At 45.9% G+C, this 22158-nt stretch carries 17 protein-coding genes; 14 read left to right on the forward strand and 3 right to left on the reverse strand.

Annotated elements, in window-relative coordinates:
- The first annotated feature begins 39 nt into the window (after positions 1-39).
- The 3 genes from metH to QZ076_RS04025 all read left to right on the forward strand — a co-directional run bounded on the left by metH (position 40) and on the right by QZ076_RS04025 (position 6335).
- Positions 40-3732 carry a methionine synthase gene (gene metH, locus QZ076_RS04015; RefSeq protein ID WP_293710552.1) on the forward strand — a complete coding sequence of 1231 codons (3693 nt, stop codon included), beginning with the start codon at positions 40-42 and terminating at the stop codon, positions 3730-3732.
- Positions 3733-4797: a DUF3810 domain-containing protein gene (locus QZ076_RS04020; RefSeq protein WP_293710553.1), complete on the forward strand. Its 1065-nt coding sequence runs from the start codon at positions 3733-3735 to the stop codon at positions 4795-4797.
- Between the two features lie 95 nt (positions 4798-4892).
- Positions 4893-6335, forward strand: a complete 1443-nt coding sequence (locus tag QZ076_RS04025; RefSeq protein WP_293710554.1) for a TlpA disulfide reductase family protein — start codon at positions 4893-4895, stop codon at positions 6333-6335.
- A 9-nt stretch (positions 6336-6344) separates the two neighbouring features.
- On the opposite strand, the gene QZ076_RS04030 is transcribed toward QZ076_RS04025, so the two are convergent.
- The gene (locus QZ076_RS04030; protein ID WP_293710555.1) at positions 6345-6935 is read right to left on the reverse strand and encodes an RNA polymerase sigma-70 factor; all 591 of its coding nucleotides are present in this window, start codon (positions 6933-6935) and stop codon (positions 6345-6347) included.
- A gap of 130 nt (positions 6936-7065) precedes the next feature.
- Here QZ076_RS04030 and QZ076_RS04035 point away from each other — a divergent pair, with 130 nt between their 5' ends.
- The 5 genes from QZ076_RS04035 (at position 7066) to QZ076_RS04055 (ending at position 15388) form a co-directional block, all read left to right on the forward strand.
- Complete coding sequence (locus QZ076_RS04035; protein ID WP_293710570.1) at positions 7066-8085, forward strand: FecR domain-containing protein; 1020 nt, start codon at positions 7066-7068, stop codon at positions 8083-8085.
- A gap of 233 nt (positions 8086-8318) precedes the next feature.
- Entirely contained in the window at positions 8319-11639 is a 3321-nt protein-coding gene (locus QZ076_RS04040) for a TonB-dependent receptor (protein ID WP_293710556.1), read from the forward strand.
- A 6-nt stretch (positions 11640-11645) separates the two neighbouring features.
- The gene (locus tag QZ076_RS04045; protein ID WP_293710557.1) at positions 11646-13268 is read left to right on the forward strand and encodes a RagB/SusD family nutrient uptake outer membrane protein; all 1623 of its coding nucleotides are present in this window, start codon (positions 11646-11648) and stop codon (positions 13266-13268) included.
- Positions 13269-13322: 54 nt separating this feature from the next.
- Entirely contained in the window at positions 13323-14696 is a 1374-nt protein-coding gene (locus QZ076_RS04050) for a sulfatase-like hydrolase/transferase (protein ID WP_293710558.1), read from the forward strand.
- Positions 14697-15004: 308 nt separating this feature from the next.
- Positions 15005-15388, forward strand: coding sequence for a hypothetical protein (locus tag QZ076_RS04055; RefSeq protein ID WP_293710559.1), 384 nt, complete (start codon positions 15005-15007; stop codon positions 15386-15388).
- Positions 15389-15478: 90 nt separating this feature from the next.
- On the opposite strand, the gene QZ076_RS04060 is transcribed toward QZ076_RS04055, so the two are convergent.
- The gene (locus tag QZ076_RS04060) at positions 15479-16648 is read right to left on the reverse strand and encodes an AAA family ATPase (RefSeq protein WP_293710560.1); all 1170 of its coding nucleotides are present in this window, start codon (positions 16646-16648) and stop codon (positions 15479-15481) included.
- Between the two features lie 535 nt (positions 16649-17183).
- On the opposite strand from QZ076_RS04060, the gene QZ076_RS04065 reads away from it, so the two are divergent.
- The 5 genes from QZ076_RS04065 to QZ076_RS04085 all read left to right on the forward strand — a co-directional run bounded on the left by QZ076_RS04065 (position 17184) and on the right by QZ076_RS04085 (position 21207).
- Positions 17184-17651 carry a hypothetical protein gene (locus tag QZ076_RS04065; RefSeq protein WP_293710561.1) on the forward strand — a complete coding sequence of 156 codons (468 nt, stop codon included), beginning with the start codon at positions 17184-17186 and terminating at the stop codon, positions 17649-17651.
- Positions 17652-17656: 5 nt separating this feature from the next.
- On the forward strand, positions 17657-18019 hold the full coding sequence (locus QZ076_RS04070) for a DnaB-like helicase N-terminal domain-containing protein (protein ID WP_293710562.1): 363 nt from the start codon (positions 17657-17659) through the stop codon (positions 18017-18019).
- A 57-nt stretch (positions 18020-18076) separates the two neighbouring features.
- Positions 18077-19084, forward strand: coding sequence for a DnaB-like helicase C-terminal domain-containing protein (locus QZ076_RS04075; RefSeq protein ID WP_293710563.1), 1008 nt, complete (start codon positions 18077-18079; stop codon positions 19082-19084).
- Between the two features lie 4 nt (positions 19085-19088).
- A complete protein-coding gene (locus QZ076_RS04080) occupies positions 19089-20600 on the forward strand; it encodes a CHC2 zinc finger domain-containing protein (RefSeq protein WP_293710564.1) in 1512 nt (503 codons plus the stop codon).
- 154 nt (positions 20601-20754) lie between these two features.
- Positions 20755-21207, forward strand: coding sequence for an HU family DNA-binding protein (locus tag QZ076_RS04085; protein WP_293710565.1), 453 nt, complete (start codon positions 20755-20757; stop codon positions 21205-21207).
- Positions 21208-21224: 17 nt separating this feature from the next.
- On the opposite strand, the gene QZ076_RS04090 is transcribed toward QZ076_RS04085, so the two are convergent.
- On the reverse strand, positions 21225-21476 hold the full coding sequence (locus tag QZ076_RS04090; protein ID WP_293710566.1) for a DUF4248 domain-containing protein: 252 nt from the start codon (positions 21474-21476) through the stop codon (positions 21225-21227).
- Positions 21477-21575: 99 nt separating this feature from the next.
- Here QZ076_RS04090 and QZ076_RS04095 point away from each other — a divergent pair, with 99 nt between their 5' ends.
- Positions 21576-22034 (forward strand): glucosaminidase domain-containing protein, encoded by a 459-nt coding sequence (locus tag QZ076_RS04095; RefSeq protein ID WP_293710567.1) that lies wholly within the window; start codon positions 21576-21578, stop codon positions 22032-22034.
- Positions 22035-22158 lie beyond the last annotated feature (124 nt).

Below are 22158 nucleotides of genomic sequence, written 5' to 3' on the forward strand. Positions count from 1 at the left end.
ACTTGCCGTTTTTCTTTTCACCAAGAAAAAAACATATCTATGAATAAAGAAACTTTTATACGGTCCCTGCAGGAGCGTATCCTGATTCTGGATGGTGGTATGGGTACCATGATCCAGGGCTTCAAACTGAATGAACAGGATTACCGCGGCGACCGTTTTGCCAACTTCCCCGGACAGTTGAAAGGAAACAACGACCTGTTGTGTATTACCCGTCCGGATGTTATCAAATCCATTCACCGTCAATATCTGGATGCCGGAGCAGATATCTTTGCAACGAACACCTTCAATGCCAATGCGATCTCTATGGAAGATTATGCTATGCAGGAGTTTGTACGCGAGATCAACCTGGCTGCCGGAAAGTTGGGACGTGAGGTGGCCGACGAATTTATGTCGGAACATCCTGACCGGACTATCTTTGTTGCCGGTTCCATCGGTCCGACTAATAAAACCGCTTCCATGAGTCCCGATGTCAGTAACCCTGCTTATCGCGCAGTTACCTATAAAGATGTTTATAAGGCGTATAAGGAACAGGTGGAAGCACTGGTCGACGGAGGGGTAGATATTATCCTTTTTGAAACGACTTTCGATACCTTGAACGTGAAAGCCGGATTGGAAGCGGCAGAAACTGTTTTAAAAGAAAAGGGAAAAGAATTGCCGATCATGCTGTCGCTGACGCTTTCTGCCCAGGGGGGACGGACACTTTCCGGTCAGACATTGGGAGCCTGCCTGGCTTCGGTTCAGCATGTCAACCTGGTTAGTATAGGTCTGAACTGCTCTTTCGGAGCAGCCGATATGAAGCCTTTCCTGGCTGACCTGGCTAAACATGCTCCCTATTATATAAGCGCTTATCCGAATGCGGGATTACCTAATACCTTCGGTACTTATGACGAGACACCGGAAAAGATGGCCGGCCATGTAAAGCCGTTTATCGAAGAAGGGTTAGTAAATATATTAGGAGGATGTTGTGGTACGACACCTGCCCATATCGCACAATATCCAGCCTTGATAAAAGGGGCGAAACCGCATGTACCTGTTGCAAAACCGGATTGCCTCTGGTTGTCCGGTCTTGAATTGCTGGAAGTAAAGAAAGAAAATAACTTTATCAATATAGGTGAACGTTGTAACGTAGCCGGTTCGCGCAAATTCTTGCGTCTGATCAAAGAAGGAAATTATGAAGAGGCGCTGACCATTGCCCGTAAGCAGGTGGAAGACGGGGCCCAGGTGATCGATATCAATATGGATGACGGAATGCTCGATGCTGTGAAGGAAATGACAACCTTCCTGAATCTGGTAGCATCCGAACCGGATATTGCCCGAGTGCCTGTCATGATCGACTCTTCCAAATGGGAAGTGATCGAAGAAGGCCTGATGTGCGTACAGGGTAAAAGTATCGTCAACTCGATCTCGTTGAAAGAAGGAGAAGAAGTATTCCTGGCCCATGCCGCCCGTATCAAACAGTTGGGCGCGGCTGTCGTCGTGATGGCTTTCGATGAGAAAGGACAGGCGGATACCTTCGAACGGAAAGCGGAAGTCTGCGGACGTGCTTACCGTTTGCTTCGGGAGAAAATAGACTTCGATCCGTATGGAATTATATTCGACCCGAATGTACTGGCTATCGCTACCGGTATGGAAGAACATAACGGATACGGTTTGGACTTTATTCGTGCGGTCGAGTGGATCAAACAGAATCTGCCGGGTGCGAAAGTGAGTGGCGGTATCAGTAATCTTTCGTTCTCTTTCCGTGGAAATAACTACGTACGTGAAGCGATGCATTCCGTATTCCTGTACCATGCTATTAGCAAAGGGCTGGATATGGGAATTGTCAATCCCTCTTCGGCCGTACTTTATGAAGATATAGAACCGGCTTTCCGTGATTTACTGGAAGATGTGATCCTGTACCGTCGTCCGGAAGCTGCCGAAGAATTGATTACCTATGCCCAGAACCTGCATGTGGAAAAGCAGGACGGTGCGGAAGAAAAGCACGAAGCCTGGCGCGAACAACCGCTGAAAGAGCGTTTGGAGCACGCCTTGATTAAAGGGATCGGCGACCATCTGGAAGAAGACTTGCAGGAGGCATTGAAAGCCTATCCGCGTGCCGTAGATATTATCGACGGTCCTCTGATGAGTGGTATGAACAAGGTGGGCGAGCTGTTCGGTGCCGGTAAAATGTTTCTGCCGCAAGTGGTGAAGACCGCTCGTACGATGAAAAAGGCTGTTGCTATCCTACAGCCGGCTATTGAAGCCGAAAAATCGGCATCCGGTTCGGTTAAAGCCGGAAAGGTCGTCTTTGCTACTGTGAAAGGGGATGTGCACGATATCGGAAAGAATATCGTGTCGATTGTCCTGGCTTGTAATAATTACGAGGTGATCGACCTGGGAGTAATGGTTCCCGCCGAAGTGATCGTAAAGACGGCCATCGAAGAGAATCCGGATCTGGTATGTCTGTCCGGACTGATTACTCCTTCGCTCGAGGAAATGGTACATGTGACGGATGAAATGCAGAAAGCCGGACTGACCATTCCCGTGATGGTAGGTGGAGCAACGACTTCCAAGTTGCATACGGCTATCAAGATAGCTCCTCATTACGATTATCCTGTCATTCACGTGCTCGATGCTTCCCAGAATCCATTGATCGCGGCAAAACTGCTGAATCCGGATACCCGTGATGCCTATGTCGAAAACCTGAATAAGGAATATGAAGCCTTGCGTGCTTCTATGGAGAAGAAGAAAGAAGTGCTAGTCCCGCTGGTAGAAGCCCGTGCCAATCCGCAGAAGATCGACTGGACGGCATATACGCCGGTGATTCCGAATCAGTTGGGTACACACGTAATACCTTATATTCCATTGGAGGAGATTATTCCTTATATACACTGGACTTTCTTCTTTAGTGCCTGGAAACTGAACGGACGTTTTGCCGGAATCACACAGATTCATGGTTGCGACTCCTGCCGTGCCCAGTGGCTGGCGAGCTTCCCGGAAGAAGATCGTCCGAAAGCGGCGGAAGCCATGCAATTGTATAAGGATGCCGTGAAGCTGCTCGATCGTCTGGTAGAAATGAAGGCCGAATATTGCAAAGCTATCTACGGCTTTTTCCCGGCTAACAGTGACGGTGATAATATCCGTTTGGGTGAAATCACGATCCCGGTGTTGCGTCAGCAGGCTAAGAAGGAAGAAGGTATCTATAAATCGCTGGCCGATTATATCCTGCCGGCTTTCGAAGGCCGTACCGACTATGCCGGTGCTTTTGTCGTAACAGCCGGTGCGGGAGCTGAGGCTTTGAAGAATACGCTGGAAGAAGAAGGAGATACCTACAACTCGATGTTGCTTCAAACATTGACGGATCGCCTGGCCGAGGCCCTTGCCGAATACCTGCATGAAAAGGTCCGTAAAGAATACTGGGGATATGCTCCGGATGAATCTTTATCGATATCCGATTTGTATAAAGTGAAATATCAGGGTATCCGTCCGGCAATCGGTTATCCGTCGCTGCCCGATCAGCTGCTTAATTATACCCTGGACAATCTCTTGGATATGTCGCAGATCGGTGTCAAGCTGACGGAAAACGGAGCTATGTATCCGACTGCAACAGTCAGTGGTCTTTATATTTCTCATCCGGACTCGCAGTACTTTATGATCGGTTCGATCGACGAAGAGCAGATGAAGGATTATGCCGGCCGCCGTAACCTGTCGGAGTCGGAAGCGAAAAAACTATTGAATAAGAATTTCTCTTAAATGGTTCTTATTGCGGGATTGATTAAAAAGATACGTTTACGCTGGGTTATACTGGCGGTTTTACTGGTTTTCATCTGGACGACCATGTCTTCTCCGATGATGGGAGAATGGTATGCCCGTAACATCTATCCGGTATTTCCGGCAGTATTATCCCGCTTTTCTTCTCTTTTCCCTTTCTCCGTAGGCGATTGCTTTATTTATGGAAGTGTCGCCGGACTGATTCTTTATCTGGTTTATGCCATAGTGAAGCGTCGCTCATGGCTGAAAACGCTTGGGCGCATAGCGGAATACCTGTTATGGGTATATGTTTGGTTCTATATGGCATGGGGAATGAATTATTTCAGAATGAATTTTTATGTCCGGGCAGAAGTCCCTTACGCAGCCTATTCAGAGGATAATTTTCGTTCGTTTCTGACTAATTACACGGAGGCATTGAATAACTCTTTTCTCCCTGTCGGGAAGATAGACAAAGCTGTGGTTGCGAAGGATGTGAAGAAGAACTATCGGGAAATAGCGGGGCGCTTCGGTATGGTCCGGCCGGAAACTTACCAGCATCCGAAGCCGATGCTGATCCCATCCCTGATGAGCGGTGTCGGTGTATTGGGTTATATGGGGCCGTTCTTTACCGAATATAATCTGAATCCGAACCTGCTTCCGGTGCAGTATCCTTTTACCTATGCCCATGAGATGGCCCATGTGTTAGGCATTTCCAATGAAGCAGAGGCAAACCTGTATGCTTTTATGGTTTGTTCCCGTTCCGAGGTTCCGGAAATACGTTTTTCCGCTTACTTCGGTTTATTGCCTTATGTGCTAGGTAACGCTTATCAGTTGTTGCCGGAAGAGGAGTTCGAGCATTGGAAAGAAACGATATCACCGGATGTAAAGAAAGTCTATAATGATAAGGTCGCATACTGGCAGGCATTGTATAGTCCGACGATCGGCGAGATACAGGATACCGTTTACAACTGGTTCCTGAAAGGAAATAACATCCCTTCCGGACGTCAGAATTATTCGGAAGTGGTAGCATTGCTGATGGCGCTCGATGCATATTCTCTTGAGAAATAACGGCGTGGTTGGAGTTGGATTGAAATAAATATCTACTTTTGTGAAGACTGTTGTCAGTCGGAATAGTTTGTTACAAATCTCTAAAACTTAATAGAATGAAAAAACAACATCTCGGATATCTGCTGGCAGGTATAGCCGTCCTGGGATTAACCTGTTGTACTCCCGGATCGATAACCCTTGAAGGAAAAGTGTCAAATCTGTCCGGCAATACGATCGTCTATTGGCCGACCATGGATGGAATATACAATTCTACACAACGGGATACCCTGTTCGTGCAGGCAGACAGCACATATCGTATAACTTTTCCCGTTAAAGGAAATGAGAAGATATCCTTCTATATCTATGGACAAAAATACCTGGGGACAGTTTATGCTGAACCGGGAAAGAATGTATTGGACATCGACGCGGCCCTCGAAAATAGTTTAAATGTTGAGAATAAGCTTACCAAAGAAAATGAAATAGTAAAAGAACTATCCCGGTTGCAGCAAGAAGTATTTAATCTGAGGGCACGTCGAGGAGATGCTTTTCAGGTGGCAAAGGATACGGTTGCCTCTTCCGTATATCGGAAACTGACGGACTATGCGTCGGGAATAGAACAAAAGATAACAGGGGTGGATGATGTATTCAGAAAGAGGGCGGTACAGGATGTCCGTATGCAGATGTTGTTAGCCTTTATGAATCAATATTTCATTACAAACTATCAGGGAACGGAAGAAACGAAGAAAGAGTGGGAGTCCGTTTATCCCGAAATGCTGGCATATGCCGATATCAGCCAGCCGGAGAATGTCTTTTCCGAAGCATTTGCCGATGTAATATCCAATGTGGCGGGAATAGAACTCTATATGAAAACCAAACAGCAGCCGAAAGACCGGAATGAAGGGAAACTGCAACTATTCGACTGGTATAAAAAGAACCTGAAAGGACGTGTACAGGAAGTAGCCATGGCCAATATTATCCTGGAAGATGCTTCGAACGAAAGTTACTCGATGGGTATGCCGGCTTTATATGAGCAGTTTAAAGAATTACATCCGGCTAGTACGCTTATGCCTGCCTTGGAGGAGGCGATACAGAAAAATATCTCATTCAACAACCTGGAGCTTCCGGTGGATATTCATATTCTGAATACGGATAGTGTGCGTTCTTTTAAAGAGATAACCGACCGGTATGCCGGAAAAGTCGTTTTTATCGATATCTGGGCAACCTGGTGTGGCCCTTGCCGCGAATCTTTTGCACATGTGGAACCATTGCAGAAGTATGCCAAAGAGAATGATATCGTATTACTGTATGTTTCTATCGACCGCCCCTCCGATGCCGCCTTATGGAAGAAAATGGCCGGGTATTATAATCTGAAAGGAGACCATGTGATTATTAACGAATCCTTCAAGATGGATATTTACAATACATTCGGTAATAACGGAGGACTGTATATTCCTCATTGCGCTATCATCAATAAGAAAGGAGAGTTGCAATTCAAGAAAGCGGCAAGTCCGGAAGAAATGGATAAGCTGGCGGAGCAATTACAGGAAGCCGGCAAATAAATGATTTCTTTACGAAAGTAAGTTTTTGGGAAAGAATAATAAGATGAGTGGCAAGTAATCTTTTAAACTGACCCGTAATTGTTTTAGGGATTGCTGAATCCGGTAGTTCACCGTTTGGGTGGAGACTTGCAGGATCTCGGCAATCTCTTTGTAGCTTTTATTTTCAAAACGGTGCATCACGAATGCTTCCCGGTAACTGGGGGGTAAGGCTTGTATTGCCTGGCTGATCTGTTTTTTCAGTTCTTCCGTTTGCTGGAAATCGGTATCCTGCAGCATTTCCAGCATATATTCATAGAAACGTGTTTCTGCCCGCAGTTGCGACTGTTGGCGGGTAAGCTGATTGATGCTTCTGTGGTAGACTGCCTTATACAGGTATTGGGTGAAGGAGGTCTCGAATGTTTGTACTTCCCTGTTTTCCCATAACCATAGCATGACATCCTGCACGATCTCTTCCGCATCTTCCAGACTCACAAACCGGTTTGCATACGTACATAACATCGGATAGTATCTCCTGAACAAGGTACCGTATGCTTTTTTATCTCCATGTTGCATGGCTGATAGCAGAAGTGAGTCTTCTATTGCTCGTGAGGTTTTTTTCATACTACTGTCTCCTTGGCAGCAAAGATAGTTTTTTTGTCGTAGAAAAAAAATATTTTAAAAAAAGTGGATTCCCGTTTAGTAATCTGCCGGAGTTCCCTTGTCTAATATATAAACAAGCATAAAAATGAAGATGGAAGCTTTTAATATAGATAAGATAGAAGAACTCCTTCCCCGGTATTGTTCCGGCGAGGCAACGATAGAAGAATGCCGCCTGGTGGAAGAATGGATCCGGCAATCGGAGGATAATTACCGGATTGTCAAACAAATGTATGCTATCGATCAGGTAATGGGTACGGTGCGGATGGAATCGAAAGTAAATACGGAGAAAGCGTTGGCTTCCGTCAGCCGTCAAATGAGTAAGGCACATTCGCACGTAACCTGGTTTACCTGGGTACAACGTGTGGCGGCCATTCTTTTCATCCCGCTTCTTATCACTGTCGCCATTCAGAACTTTGCTCCTTCCCGGACTGAGATAGCACAGATGATAGAAATAAAAACAAACCCGGGCATGACTACGACTGTCGATCTGCCGGACGGATCCAAAGTATACCTTAATTCGGAATCCTCTTTAGTCTACCCTTCTTTTTTCAGCGAAGATAAGAGAAACGTGCAGTTGATGGGAGAAGCTTTTTTTGAAGTACAGAAAGACCCTGAACATCGTTTTATCGTTTCAGGCCCCCATCATACGCAGATTGAAGTATTGGGAACATCTTTCAATGTAGAAGCTTTTGAAAGAGACTCGTTTATTTCTACGACCTTGGTGGAAGGAAAGGTTCGTTTTGCCTATCTGAAAGATCAGGAACCTGCCACTGTCGTTATGAAACCCGGGCAGAAACTGGTATATAACACTACTTCGTCACAGGTAAAGCTGATTGGAACAAACGGCGAAGCTGAAACAGCGTGGAAAGACGGAAAGATCGTATTCCAGGCAACACCTCTGCCCGAAGCTTTACGCATGTTGGAAAAACGGTTTAACGTCACTTTCGTATTATCCAACGACCGCCTTCGCGGTGAAGCTTTCAACGGCTCTTTTACTAACCAGCGACTGGAACGTATATTGGAAATCTTTAAAATATCATCGAATATAAAATGGCGTTACCTGGATACTCAGAATACGGCAAATGAGAAAACTCGAATAGAAATTTATTAACCTAATTGAAGAAATCATGGAAGACAAACCACCCTAAAGAAAAACATCCGGAGAAATATTGGAGTATTTCACCGGATGGAAAGAATTAATTTAAAACGCTTGTTTGGAGACAAGCAGTAGTAAATCATTTTTATTAATTAGATCAGTACAAAGTTATGCAAAAACATTTTAATACCCAACAGTTTTGGGTAGCAGAGTTTCTGCGGTTTATCTTAAATAAAATACCGAGAGTTATGAAGTTATCAGTCTTCTTACTAGTATGTTCCATCGGTTTGGCGCAGGCAACAGGCAGCTATGCCCAAAAGGCAACAGTAAATCTGGAGATACGGAATCAAACTGTAAAGGAAGTTCTGGACGAGATCGAACAACAGTCCGACTTTTCTTTCTTCTTCAATATTAAACACGTCGATCTGAATCGGAAGGTCTCTGTCGTGGCGAAGAAAAGCGATATATTTAAAGTGCTGGAAACGGTGTTTGCCGGTACGGATGTACGTTATTCGGTGGTGGATAGGAAGATTATCCTGTCGACGGAAAAACAAGAAATTCAACAAAGTGATAAAGAAAAAAGAGTAACAGGTGTTGTATATGATCAAAACGGGTTGCCGGTTATTGGTGCAAACGTTATAGAGAAAGGTACTACGAACGGAGTAATAACGGATATCGACGGTAAATTTAGTTTGACAGTGTCCGATAAAGCCATAATACAAATCTCTTATATCGGTTATATCGGACAGGACGTGACTGTAGGTAACCGTTCGGATTTGACTATTGCATTGAAGGAAGATTCGCAAGCGTTGGATGAAGTCGTAGTTGTCGGATACGGTGTACAAAAGAAAGTGAATGTCGTGGGATCTATTTCACAGGTTAATAGTGAAGTTTTGGAAAACAGGCCGACTCCTCAGCTGTCTAATGCATTGACCGGACAAATGCCTGGCGTTACAGTTATACAACGAAGTGGACGTCCGGGAGATAGCAATGGGGAGATTCGTGTACGTGGTGTCGGCTCTTTTGGGGCAGAACCTTCGGCATTAGTTCTTATCGATGGAATTCCCGGCAACATGAATAATATAAATATGCAGGATGTCGAAAGCGTATCTGTGTTAAAAGATGCTTCCACAGCTGCCATTTATGGAGCAAGAGCTGCCAACGGTGTAATCCTTATTACAACAAAGAATGGGAAAGAAGGTAAAACAACCGTGAATTATAACGGCTATGTAGGATTTAACACACCGACAGCCCTTCCGGAATTCGTTGATACATGGAGATGGGCTGAGCTATACAATGAGGCTACAAATTCTCCGATATACTCTCCGGAAGAGATCATGAAGTTTAAAGACGGAAGTGATCCGGACCGTTATGGAAATGCCAATTATCTGGAGGAGGTATTATCCAGAAAAGGACTTCAAACCGGACATGATATATCCATTAATGGAGGAAATGATAAAACCAAGTATGTCGTATCATTCGGTTATCTATCTCAGAATGGTCTTGTCGATAAAAATAATTATTCCCGTTATAATGCCCGAATTAACTTGACGAATCAATTACTACCTAATTTGAAGTTAACGACACGTGCTTCCGGTGTTTATGGTTTGCGCAAAGAACCATCCGTACCAGGGGGGAATCCGGCAGCAAGCGATATGCTAAGTACTGTGCAAATGGCTTTCCGTTTTCCAGGACTGACTCCATCTGTTTTGTCGGATGGCTCTTATGCTGTCGGGCCGGAAATGACGGGGACACCGACTTCCTGGGTAAGAAGTGCTTCCTTCTTTGAAAATCCGTACTTTAGTGTTAATACAAACGTCAGGTTGGATTATTCACCGATCAAAGATCTTCAATTGTCTTTAATCGGAGGCTTTAATAAGACATTTGACGATACTAAAACATATCGTTCCACTCTGAAACTGTCGGACGGAAGAGAGACTTCCCCGTCATCTCTGGTAGAAAAGAACACAAGAACAACCTATAAAACATTTCAGGCAACAGCGGATTATAATAAGGAAATCAATAGGCATGCTATCTCTGTTTTAGCCGGTTATTCTTGGGAGCAGGAAGATTATACCGATTTGGAAGGATCACGGGATAAGTTCCCGGGCAACGACCTGCCTTATCTGAATGCCGGATCACCGGACAATCAAAAGGCATTGGGAGGAGGATATGGTTGGGCTATCCAATCTTATTTCGGCCGTTTGAAATATAACTATGCGGAACGCTATTTATTTGAATCGACTTTCCGTTATGACGGATCCTCACGTTTCCCTGCGAATCAGAAATATGGATTTTTCCCTTCTGTAGCTGCTGGTTGGCGTATATCTGAAGAGTCGTTTATGAAAGAGAATGAACGTCTTGAATGGCTTTCCGGATTAAAATTGAAAGCTTCCTGGGGAAGATTGGGTAATCAGAATATATCCAATTATCCTTATCAAACTGTTTATCAATTAGGTGAAAACTATTCTTATGGAGGATCTGTATTTCAGGGAGCTGCTGTTGTGAAAGCTACAGATCCCACCATTAAATGGGAAGAGACGGAAACAGTCGATATTGGTCTGGAAAGTATTCTGTGGAATGGGCTTTTGAGTTTTAATGCGTCATGGTTTAATCGAAATACGTATGATATTCTTTATAAGCCGGCTGGTAGTGTATCATCTATTCTAGGTTTGGAAATTTCGGAAATGAATACAGGAAAGCTGAGAAATAAAGGATGGGAGTTTGAGATTGGACATAAAAATACCATAGGAGAGTTCTCTTATAGCTTGAATGGTAATTTAAGTATTATCAATAATAAGGTGGTAAGCCTGGGAGTAGGGAATGTTGAGCAACTGAACGGTATGGTTGGAAATGGCGACGATTTGTTCATTGGTCACCCCATGCAATTATATTACGGATATAAGACCGACGGTGTCTTTATGAATCAAGAAGATATTAATGGTTGGGTAGATCAGACAAGTGTCAATGCCAATCCGGAGCCGGGTGATATTCGCTATGTGGATATAAGTGGGCCTGACGGTGTTCCCGATGGAAAAGTCGACCCGAATTATGATCGTGTTCCATTAGGTTCCCGTATACCCAAATATACTTTCGGGTTGAACATCAATATGGAATATAAAAAATTTGATTTATCGGTCTTGTTGCAGGGAGTTGCCGGTGTGAAAGGCTTTTTGTCGGGCGACGCAGGGTATGCCTTGAGAAATAAAGGGAATATACAAACCTGGCAAGCTGATGGACGGTTCGATCCGAATAATCCGACGCAATATCCCGAATACCCCAGGCTTCAGGATATTTTAGGAAATTCAACGCCTCCTAATTATCAATTGTCTGATTTCTGGACTTTGAATGCATCTTATATCCGGTTAAAGAACATACAACTGGGCTATACATTCCCTAAGCAATGGATAGAAAAATTAAAGATGAGCCATCTGCGGGTTTATGTACAATCGGAAAATCCGTTCTCTATTAACAGTTATCGAAAAGGATGGGATCCGGAAATTAATACATCCGGAGATTATTATCCTATTCTTGCTACTTATACATTGGGTATTAATCTAAAATTTTAAAAAGAGATGAAACGTATTACACATATATTGTCTGTTTTTGTGTTCTTATTGTCTATTCAATCCTGTGATTTGGAGAGGGCACCACTTGATCAGTTTTCGGAAGATCAGTTTTGGACAAGTGAAGATAACGCCATGTTAGCATTGACCGGAATTTATAATGCAAACATACTGTTTAATGGAACTGGTTTTGCGAGCGATTGGTGGGATTACGCAGGGCTGGTTATGTTAGAGAATGCAAGTGATAATTGTTACGACCGAAGAGGTGTAAACTCTGATTATAACCGTTTGGTTAACGGAAATCTGTTGCCCAATAATAGTATTGTGAGTAGTTATTGGAAGAATACATATGCAAAGATTACCCGATGCAATCGCTTTCTTGCCGGTATCGAGAATTTAGATGCCGATCCTGTATTGGTTAACCGCTTTAAATCGGAAGTTCGTTTTATTCGTGCAACTCAGTATTTTTATTTGGCACAATTTTTCCATGATGTCCCTCTGGTAACGAAAGTACTTACCAGGGATGAGGCCAATACGGTCGAGAAAAGTACGCGCCGGCAGATTGTCGATTTTATTATTACAGAGTTTGAAGAATCGGCTGAAGGACTTCCTCGGTTTAAGGATCTGGCAACGACCGAAATCGGACGGGCTTCGAAGCAAGCGGCTATGTCTTTTCTGGGAAGGGTATATTTAGGAGAACAGGATTATGAAAAAGCGGCAGGCGTATATAAGCAAATAATCGATTTTGGCGATAATGCAATAGACCCGAATTATGCTTCAATCTTTACGACTGCGAATGAAAATAGCTCCGAAAATATTTATTCCACCCAGTACGTGCAAGATTTGTCGGGCTGTGGAATGCCTCAGCACTTTTATCCGAGAAAAGACGGCGGGTGGGCGATATTGAATCCTACGGCAAGTTTGTTTGAAGCCTATCAATTTGTAGATGGCTCTGATTTTAGCTACGACAGCCCGTTGTATGATCCTTCTGATTTGAGTAAAAACAGAGATCCCCGCTTGAATGCCTCTATTTATTATGACGGAGCGATTTTTTGCGGTACAGAGTTTGTCTGTCATCCGGATAAAACAAGTCCCGATAAAATAACGACCCGTAATTCAACTGTTACAGGATTCCTGATGAGAAAGTATTTTGACGAATCTTATTCCGGAAACCTGGTAAGTTATGGGGGAAATATCCCTATTATTCGATACGCAGAGGTGTTGCTGAGCTACTTGGAAGCCAAATTAGAGAGCGGAGAACCTATCACACAAAACTTATTGGATGAAACCATCAATAAAATAAGAACAAGAGAATCTGTAAATATGCCACCGGTATCGGAGACTGATCCGGCAAAGCTTCGTACCCTTTTGAGGAAGGAACGTCGTGTTGAATTGGCATTGGAGGGGATTCGTTATTGGGACTTATTACGTTGGGGAGTTGCTCATGAGGTTTTTAAAGGGGATATTTACGGAGCTCCATTTCCCGGTGCCGTTACCACCAGCCCGAACAAAGAGGGGCTAGTCGATAAATACGACAGGTGGTATGTGGATAGTTATGGATTTAGGAATCCTCAGGATTATACGTGGCCTATCCCTCAGTCTGAACAGGATATCAATCCGAATTTAAGATAAAAACAATAGGCTGTGCCCCAACCAGACGGCACAGCCTGTAAAAAATTACTGATAATGAATTATACAAAGATATTCAAAAAAACCTTGTGTGCGGGCCTGCTGAATCTATCCTTCATGCCCCTGTTTGCAGTAGAAGAACAGCCTAATATAATTATCCTGTTTATCGATGATTTGGGATATAATGACTTGGGATACCGTTCATCGTCATTTAAGACTCCCAATATCGATAAGCTGGCTTCGGAAGGTATTGATTTTGTAAATGCCTATGTTCCTTCACCGACATCCTCTCCTTCGAGGGTAGGGTTATTGACCGGTAGGCATCCGCTGAAAGTCGGCTTTACCCGGCACATCCAAAATGACGCTCCGGATCCCTATAATAATGGCGAATTTGGTTTGTGGAAAGGGGATCCGGGAGAAAAGCCGAGCAGGCAACATTTGCCTCTTCAGGAGGAAACATTTGCGGAAGCGTTAAAGGAACAAGGGTATACGACTTGTGCCGTTGGTAAATGGCATTTAGGAAATAAGTTCTATTATCCGCAAAAACAGGGCTTCGATATCGTGTACGGAGAAAGTGATCTCGGTAATCCTGCCGGATATTTCCCGCCCTATTTTGAGCATTCTCCAAAACATGACAGGGGTAAACAGTATTTGACGGATTATCTTACGGATTGTGCAACGAAAGTGATTGAAAGCCACGACTATGCCGGTTCGCCTCTGTGTATGTATTTAGCGCATTATGGTGTACATACCCCCATCGAGGCACCTGCCGATAAAGTACAAAAATACAGAGATCAGGGGCTCCCTGAACTTTATGCCGTTTATCATGCAATGGTGGAATGTATAGATCAATCTGTCGGCAATATACTCGAGTCGATACATAAAGCCGGAGTTGAAGATAATACGATCGTTATGTTTATTTCTGATCAGGGGGGATATTTTACAAACTATCCTCTCCGGGGAGGGAAGCAAGAAGGTACCGCTCTTTATGAAGGAGGGGCAAAAGTTCCTTTTATCGTAAAGTTACCGGGAATGGATAAAGGGCGTATTGTAACAGAAAGGATCAGCACGTTGGATGTTTTTCCAACTCTTGTTGAACTCTCCGGTGCCGATTTGAACGCTTTCCCTCAATTGGATGGTACCTCTTTAAAGGAGGTGTTTGAGGGAGCAGAGCCTCGAATGAAGCCGTTGTATTTTTATAGGAGCTATGACAATCAGGCTTCTTCTGTTATTTATAAAGGATATAAGTTTATTTATACCCGTAATGGGAATCATGAAATGTATCATTTGGATAAGGATCCGAACGAAACGACCAATCTGATAAAAGATCCGAGCAAAAAATATGTAGCATGGGAGCTAAAGGACATGGTCGAAGATTTCCTAACCAGATATGAACCTCTTTCAATTCCATTTCCGGCACATCTAAAATAGGAGACTTAATTCCATTTTGCAGCAGGACTATAGTGTTATTACGAACGACATTATAGTCCTGCTTCCTTTAGCACTACTGTGTTACTATACTTACTACTATAATGTACGATGAAACCGTCTTTGTCGTTTTTGTCACTTAATTGTCACCAAAAATTCTGTGATATGGAGTTATTGACTGCTACCTTTATCTGTTTAGAGTTTCCGGAAGAAAGCGGCTATACATAAACAGTCGAATGGAAAATAAAATTACACGCCTTTGCGGGGGATATTATCGCTCGTTCACTCAATTTAAACAGCAAGTTGAAAACATGGAAGAGAGTATGACGTTTTTGCAGGATTGCGCCCGATTTCTACAGGAGTCATCCACGGGAAACGATGATCCGAAGAAGATACGTTTTACTCACCTTTTCTTTGAAACCTATGGAAAACTATTGGCCGGGGCATGTGGATGTTCCGGTTTGATTTTAGACCATCAATTGGTCAAAATAAAGCACCGGGAGTTTTTTATCGACCTGATGCATGCCTCACTTACGTTAGGGGTAATGGATTGTTATTCAGATCATCTGGCTAGAAACCTTCATGCCGTTTTCGACGTAGGTTTTACCCTGTCTACGCTACAGAGAAAGTTGCGTGCAGATACGCGCCAGGCGAATCAATTTCACGAAAAGTTGAAGCATTACAAGAATTGGTGACAAGCCGTTACCTCAGTCTTTATCATAAATTAAAAATGTAAATTCCGGCTGCCTTTCTTTCGGTTACCTCTTGTTTTATGGCTTGGCTTTTCAATAATTGAAACCGAAATGCCATAGAGGGATTATATTCCGGTGTCCGTATTCTATATCGTCTTTCACGACATAAGCGTCGCTTATTCCCTGTATCTGTTTCTGTTGCTTGTTCTGTCCGCCTACCTCAAAGGTGTATTTGTCGATAGTAAAATCAGCCTTGTCGGAAGAGAATACATCATTGTTTATTTTCATCTGGGACAGGAAAAATGTTTCCCTGATATTTCCGATCTCCGGTTTGTTGTCAGAAAGCGCATAAGCCAGGTTCGTATTGTCCAGATAAGTTTTTTCAACCTTTCCCAATAACCGGACGCCTTCGGTGGTTCCCCTGAGTTGCGCCACGATCCCGGCTTTCTCCAGATAGAAAAGGAAATCCGCTACCTGGTTACGGTGCAGATCGATTGCTTGTCCGATTTTGGAGAAGTTAGGCTTGAACGGGACACTTTGTGCAATGACATACAACAATTGGCGGATTTTTTTTGTGGATGCCATATTTAGTTTAGCATAGATCGGAATATCATTTTCAACGGTAAGATTTATCACATTGCGCAATCGCATATCGTAGCCCGGATCATTGAAGAAGGGATAATATCCTTTCACCAGATATTCCTTAAACAGTGCTAACGGACGTTCGGTACCCGGCAGTTCTACTTTCTGTTCTAATATTTCTTGCAGCGAATAGACCGGTAGCCTGATATCTTTTGCCAATATAAGATATTCACGGAAAGAGAGACCTGGCAGGAAATAGCTGAGTGCCCGGCGGCTCAAATCCGCATTGCCTTTATATATATCCAGGATGGAGGAACCGGTAAAGACAACCTGAAAATCGGGGTAATAGTCATAAATCATTTTCAGTTCTTTCGACCAGTCCTGGTATTTGTGCACTTCATCGATAAATAGGTGTTTCCCCCCGTTTTTGTAGAAATCCGACGCCAGGTCGAACAGACGATGTTCTGCGAAATAAATATCGTCGGCATTGACAAAAAGCGTATCCTCTACATTGTGGTACAGTTTGATATGTTGCAATAGCATGGTGGTTTTTCCCACACCTCTGGGACCTACTATTCCCAGCATTCGGGAAGACCAGTCTATTCGATCGTGCAGGTATCTGACATAAGACGTGTCGGTGAGCCTGAGCAGTCTTCTAAAGAGTTCTATAAGTTGTTCCATTGTTTGATTGAATAGGTTTCGTAGACAAAGATACAAAAGTTGCCGGATAAAATCAGCAGTTTTACCCTGAAACTGCTGATTTAAATTTGCATGTATAGCATGGGGCAAGAAGAGAGATGTGAAAACGTAATGGGAAAGTATAGCGATTTTGCAGGATAAGGCTTGGTTTTTATGGGGAGCTTCGGTGGTAACGACGATTGAAAGAGGTTGTGTGCTGTTAAAGGGAGAGAAATATGGCTCTTCCCTGCGAGAAAATCATACTCTTTTGCCTTCTCCGATTCATTACCTTTGCCTCTGTGATCTTTATTTAAAAACGGAAAAAGAGAAAACCCCGGAGGGTAATCTTATTTATATATTCTTATTATAGTATATAAGGCGTCCCACCGGTTGTCCCACGATTGTCCCACGGCTCTCTTTTTGCATGGTTTAAATAATTGAAAGTTAATGTATTATGCATAGCTGAGATTGTCCCGCGAGTGTCCCGCCGGTTGTCCCACCTTTACGATGCCATTGTTTAACTTAAATATAGGGTATGATGAAACACATTGATCTACAAAGAGATGGAAGAGGAAAGAGACGTAGCGGTTTCTTGTGTGTCCCTCATTTTTTACTGGACGACCTTTATTCAGACGACCCGATGAGGCGCAGCAGAGCCAGTGTTTACCTCTGTTTTTTGAAGCATGTTTATTTTGCAGACGGGGTGATAGTCGTCAACAGACGACGGATGACCTGCCTCAAAGGGGAGTGGATAACCACTATCAGGCAGTTGGAACAGAAAACCGGTATCCCCAGGACGACGATCGGCAGGGTGCTCAAACGTCTGGAGGAAGAGGGAGATTTTGAGATACGCCATGAAGGAAAGTTCACTTTTGTGCGGTCGGTCAGGGGGGAGACACAGAAAGAAGAAACGGCGCCCCCGAAGACAGAGACTCCTCCTCCCAAAGATACCGGGGCAGGGAAAAACTCCATCTGCCGACCCAATTATAACCGATTTAAAGATTGAATAGTATGAAAAACGAACAAACGAGAAACACAGTCCCTCCGGCCACTGTCAGTGTGGCTGCCGGAAATTACACGAACAACACAGGTCGTATGCCCTCTTCCGAAGAGATGGAGCAGGCCGTCGTATTGGCTGTCCTGGCACAGAGCGCCGCTATCTGCGAGGTGGGCGACCGCCTGCGTCCGGAGATGTTTACCCATCCCGATTACTGTCTGGTCTACCGGGCCATGCTGGCGCTTTACCAGCATGAGGCGGATATCGACATGCTGAGTGTCGAACGCGAGATGCGCCGGCTCGACGCGGAGCATACCGCGAAGCTGAACGGCCTGGCTTTCATTGCCGACGGCCTGCTGAAGGTGCGCAATGCATAGTTCATCAAAACCTATGCCGCCTGGGTGATCCGCTGTTGGGTGTTGCGCCAGGCGATCATGAAAATGACCGCACGCATTGTCGAGGCTCACGAACCGGGTGTGGATGTGACGGCCCTGCTCAATGCCTCGCACAAGGATCTGGAGAAGCTGGAAGAAGAATTTGCCGTACATAGCACCACCCGTACGGTGGCCGAAGTGGGCGAACGGGTGCTGGCGGAGATCTATCACGAACAGGAACGCCGCCGCGCCGGTGAGCAATTGCAGATCAGTACGGGACTGGAGGAGTTCGACCATTACCTGGGGGGCCTTTACAAAGGCGAGCTGCTTGTGCTGGCGGGGCGTCCGTCGATGGGAAAGACGGCGTTGGCGCTTCACATGGCTTTGTCGGCTGCCCGGCAGGGGAAGAAGGTCTGCTTGTTCAGCCTGGAGATGACCGAACGGCAGCTGATCAGCCGCCTGCTCTGCACGTTGAGCGGCGTGGAGCCCGACAAGCTGCGTTTCAAGCTGCTGGATGCCGACGACCGCCGGAAGCTGGACAAGGCGGCCGACGAGCTTCACCGCTTGCCGCTCTTCCTCAATTATTGCAGCGGCAGCGGGCTGACGGAGATACGGGCGCGTTGCATGATACTGAACCGCAAACATAAGCTCGATCTGGTCATTCTCGATTACCTGAACCTGCTCAATGTCACTTCCGACCGTGCCGAGGTGAAGGACACGATGGATCTGGCGCTGGGCGAAGCGGCCGGAAAGCTCAAGACGTTGGCTATGGAGCTGGATGTATCTTGCCTGACGCTGGCCCAGCTGAACCGCAACTGCGAGACGCGTACCGACCATATCCCGGTGATGAGCGACCTGCGCAACTCGGGCGAGATCGAACAGATAGCCGACAGTATCGCGATGGTGTACCGTCCGGAACAGTACAACGAGCTTTACGACAATGTGACCCACGAGTCCTACCATCGCGTAGGCCGTCTTTTCATCATCAAGAACCGTAACGGTGCTACGGGTGAAGTCCGTTTCCGTTACAACGACAGCCTGACACAGATTTATCCGTATAAAAAATGAAATCATGGATACAAAACAATTGAAAGCGGCCAACCCGATAGAGAAGGTGGCGGCACGTTACGGGACGTTACATCGTTCCGGAGTGAATTATAAGATGCTTTGTCCGTTCCATGACGACCACCATCCTTCGCTCGGCATCCATGTGGCCGGGCAGTATTTCAAATGCCATGCCTGCGGGGCGGCCGGCGACGTGATCGGGCTGGTGATGGGGTTCGAACATTGTTTGTTTGCGGAGGCGGTGAAGATATTGGCACCGCAGGAGACTGTTGGCAAGCCGATGACATTGCAGGGAACGGGTAAGCCGCTGACACACCCCCTGCCTCTCGAGAGGGGAAAGGTTACTCCTGTCGATGATCGGAAACGATCTGTTATCATCAAGGAAAATAACGATTTCCTGCGTCTGTTGCTTCCCGTTGCATCCGGACACAGCGAACTGTCTCCCACCTGGCTCGACTTCGGGGTGGGACTTGCTCCGGCCTTCGTTCCGGAACCGTTCAGGGCGATGCGCGGGCGGATCATTTTCCCGGTGTACGATGCTGACGGAGTGCTTACCGGGTTCGGTGCACGTCGGGTAGATACCGGAGTGCAGAGTGGAATGCAGGCCGGGGAGGTGTCAGACAGCCCCAAGTATCTCAATTCGGCGAATAACGGGCTGTTCGATAAGAGCCGGATGCTATACGGTATCCACCGGGCAGCGGAGGCGATCCGGCAGAAAGGTTTTGCTTACCTGACCGAAGGGTACAAGGATACGCTGGCCATGCATGCGGCCGGTTTTACCAATACGGTGGCCTTGGGAGGGACTGCTTTTACACCGGGGCAGGCAGCGGTATTGCATGGTTTCTGCAACCGGGCTGTCCTTCTGCTGGACAATGATCCGGCCGGACAGGCGGCAACGTTTCGTCTGCTGGAAGAACCGCCCGGAGGGTTGCAGCTAAGCAGTCTGCGGTTGCCTTTGGCAAAAGACCCCGACGAACTGTTCCGCAGGCTGGGACGATCCGGTTTTTGCCGGTATATGCAATTGTTGACAGAGCGGGTAGGAGCCGGAGAGAAACGTCTGTTGGCTTTCTGCCTGAAACATCCCGAGACGGCCCGGCATGTGGAACGTATGCTTGAGGAAGACGACCTGCCGTTCACTTCGGAGGTCTATTGCAATTTATTGCATTTTACGGCTATGGAGCTGTCGCCTCTGATGATACCGGAGGCAGAACGCTTGCTGACCGAAATACTTTCTACTGTCTTGCCGGATGTACCCTTGCCGGCAGGTGTTCCGGCCGCCTTGCTGAGTGAAACGGAGGAAACTGTTTGCCATGACCTGGCTGATTATTTCCGGCTGGAATATTACGAAGAGCGTATCCTGGCTGAAACAGCCCGGTTGGCAGAACTGCTGAAAGCGACTCCCGGATCGCATGCGGATCTGTTGGAACCTCTTTCCCGCCACCTGTCCGTACAGGCAGCATTAACAGCCTCTTTATCGCGTACTCCGGTGGTCGACGAGCGGTGGCTGTTGTGTCGATAGCCTTACTTACCGGGCAAATACCGACAAATGCTGACAGACAAGTACAACCGCCGACAATGGCGGACAAGAGGTTTCCGGCCTGTCGTACCTTTACAACGTAATATTACAAGAGAGAGTAAAAAACAAAGTCAGTAACTTTTTAATTGGTAAGATTATGGCGGTAAAGTATCGATTGGTATTAAGGCGTGATATGAGCAAAGATGCTGCGGCGGATGCAAAGTTGTTTTATGCGGCGAGCAGTTCGAACGGGATGTGTGATCTGACAATGCTTTGCGATATTATCGCAGACCGTTCGGCGGCAACGGCCGGCGATGTGAAGCTGGTGTTGGATGGACTTTTGTTTGTCGTGAAACAGAAGTTGCAGGATGGGCAGACCATCCAGTTGGGCGACCTGGGGTATTTCCAGGCGGTATTGGGTAGTAAGGGATCGGCCAGCAAGAAGGAGTTTACACCGGATATGGTAAGACGGCCGAGGATAACGTTCCGCCCGGGAAAAGCGTTGCTGGAACTGGCTAAGAAGTTGAAGGTCGAGCGTATGATGCTCGATAAGGAGGATGGCAGTTCGTCCGGTGGCGGCGGTGAAGACGACCGTCCGGTAATCGAGTAGAGGCAGACTAGCGTCTGTCAGCATCCGGGAGGGCCCAGGTGGCGGAAGATACAGGCGGCCTGTTTGGGGGTCAGTAGCTTCCGCCCGGGTTTCCAGCCGTTGGCAGTCAGCTGCGACATCAGTTCACGACTCACTCCGATCCAGCGGCCGAGTTGACGGGTGGCACTCTCCGGCTTGATATGAGGAAAATAGAGAATGGCTAGTTCCTGGTATCCCCACGAACGTTCTTTTCCGTAATCGGAACCGGCGGTTTGTTCTTCTGTTTTCATGCTATGTTCTTTGATGATTTATTATCCCAAATATAGTGAAATAAATGATGAAAGTCAAGCTTTGGACAATATTTGTAATGTATAAAATCACAATATCTTATGACAAAATATGAATTTGTAAAACGTTATCTTCCTGAAGCCGAAGCGGCAGAGAAACGGTTTCGTATCAATCCGGTCATCATGCTTGCACAGGCGGCCATCGAGTCGGGTTGGGGGGAGAGCGATCTGGCGAAACAGCATCGTAATTTGTTCGGTATCGCCGGGTTTGGTCCGGCTAACGAATTCTGGCATGGCTACCAGGTGATACTGGTCGAGGGCGGAATGCCGTTCCGTAAATATGCCGATACGCAGAGTAGCTTTTTTGATTATGCCCGGCTTATCGTTACGGCTTATCCGGCGGCGGCTGCGGTCAGCTATCATCCGGCTGCTTTTGCTCGTGAAATTGCATACAGCAAATATATCAGCGAGGTGAACGGCGATAACCGGGCCGTTTACTGCCGGTTGCTCGACAATCTTTCGTCGTCGATCGGTAAGCTGATCAAGGCTCCGGTGTGTTGAATTTTTTTCGTTTTATCCATAAAAATCAATATCGTATGAATACGCTTCGTATTGTTTGTAAATTTCTGTTGTCGTTGGTGCATGCCCTTTTCCCTGGTGGATTGAAAGTTAGGCACTGCCCGCC

This window comes from uncultured Parabacteroides sp., from assembly GCF_905196875.1.
Classification (GTDB): Bacteria; Bacteroidota; Bacteroidia; order Bacteroidales; family Tannerellaceae; genus Parabacteroides.

Excerpts from the sequence above, each read along its gene's own strand:
- QZ076_RS04095 (WP_293710567.1), top strand. The coding sequence starts at position 21,576 with ATGACAAAATATGAATTTGTAAAACGTTATCTTCCTGAAGCCGAAGCG.
- QZ076_RS04035 (WP_293710570.1), top strand. The coding sequence starts at position 7,066 with ATGGAAGCTTTTAATATAGATAAGATAGAAGAACTCCTTCCCCGGTAT.
- QZ076_RS04070 (WP_293710562.1), top strand. The coding sequence starts at position 17,657 with ATGAAAAACGAACAAACGAGAAACACAGTCCCTCCGGCCACTGTCAGT.
- QZ076_RS04075 (WP_293710563.1), top strand. The coding sequence starts at position 18,077 with ATGAAAATGACCGCACGCATTGTCGAGGCTCACGAACCGGGTGTGGAT.
- QZ076_RS04060 (WP_293710560.1), bottom strand. The coding sequence starts at position 16,648 with ATGGAACAACTTATAGAACTCTTTAGAAGACTGCTCAGGCTCACCGAC.
- QZ076_RS04090 (WP_293710566.1), bottom strand. The coding sequence starts at position 21,476 with ATGAAAACAGAAGAACAAACCGCCGGTTCCGATTACGGAAAAGAACGT.
- QZ076_RS04025 (WP_293710554.1), top strand. The coding sequence starts at position 4,893 with ATGAAAAAACAACATCTCGGATATCTGCTGGCAGGTATAGCCGTCCTG.
- QZ076_RS04045 (WP_293710557.1), top strand. The coding sequence starts at position 11,646 with ATGAAACGTATTACACATATATTGTCTGTTTTTGTGTTCTTATTGTCT.
- metH (WP_293710552.1), top strand. The coding sequence starts at position 40 with ATGAATAAAGAAACTTTTATACGGTCCCTGCAGGAGCGTATCCTGATT.
- QZ076_RS04065 (WP_293710561.1), top strand. The coding sequence starts at position 17,184 with ATGAAACACATTGATCTACAAAGAGATGGAAGAGGAAAGAGACGTAGC.
- QZ076_RS04085 (WP_293710565.1), top strand. The coding sequence starts at position 20,755 with ATGGCGGTAAAGTATCGATTGGTATTAAGGCGTGATATGAGCAAAGAT.
- QZ076_RS04055 (WP_293710559.1), top strand. The coding sequence starts at position 15,005 with ATGGAAGAGAGTATGACGTTTTTGCAGGATTGCGCCCGATTTCTACAG.
- QZ076_RS04040 (WP_293710556.1), top strand. The coding sequence starts at position 8,319 with ATGAAGTTATCAGTCTTCTTACTAGTATGTTCCATCGGTTTGGCGCAG.
- QZ076_RS04020 (WP_293710553.1), top strand. The coding sequence starts at position 3,733 with ATGGTTCTTATTGCGGGATTGATTAAAAAGATACGTTTACGCTGGGTT.
- QZ076_RS04080 (WP_293710564.1), top strand. The coding sequence starts at position 19,089 with ATGGATACAAAACAATTGAAAGCGGCCAACCCGATAGAGAAGGTGGCG.
- QZ076_RS04030 (WP_293710555.1), bottom strand. The coding sequence starts at position 6,935 with ATGAAAAAAACCTCACGAGCAATAGAAGACTCACTTCTGCTATCAGCC.
- QZ076_RS04050 (WP_293710558.1), top strand. The coding sequence starts at position 13,323 with ATGAATTATACAAAGATATTCAAAAAAACCTTGTGTGCGGGCCTGCTG.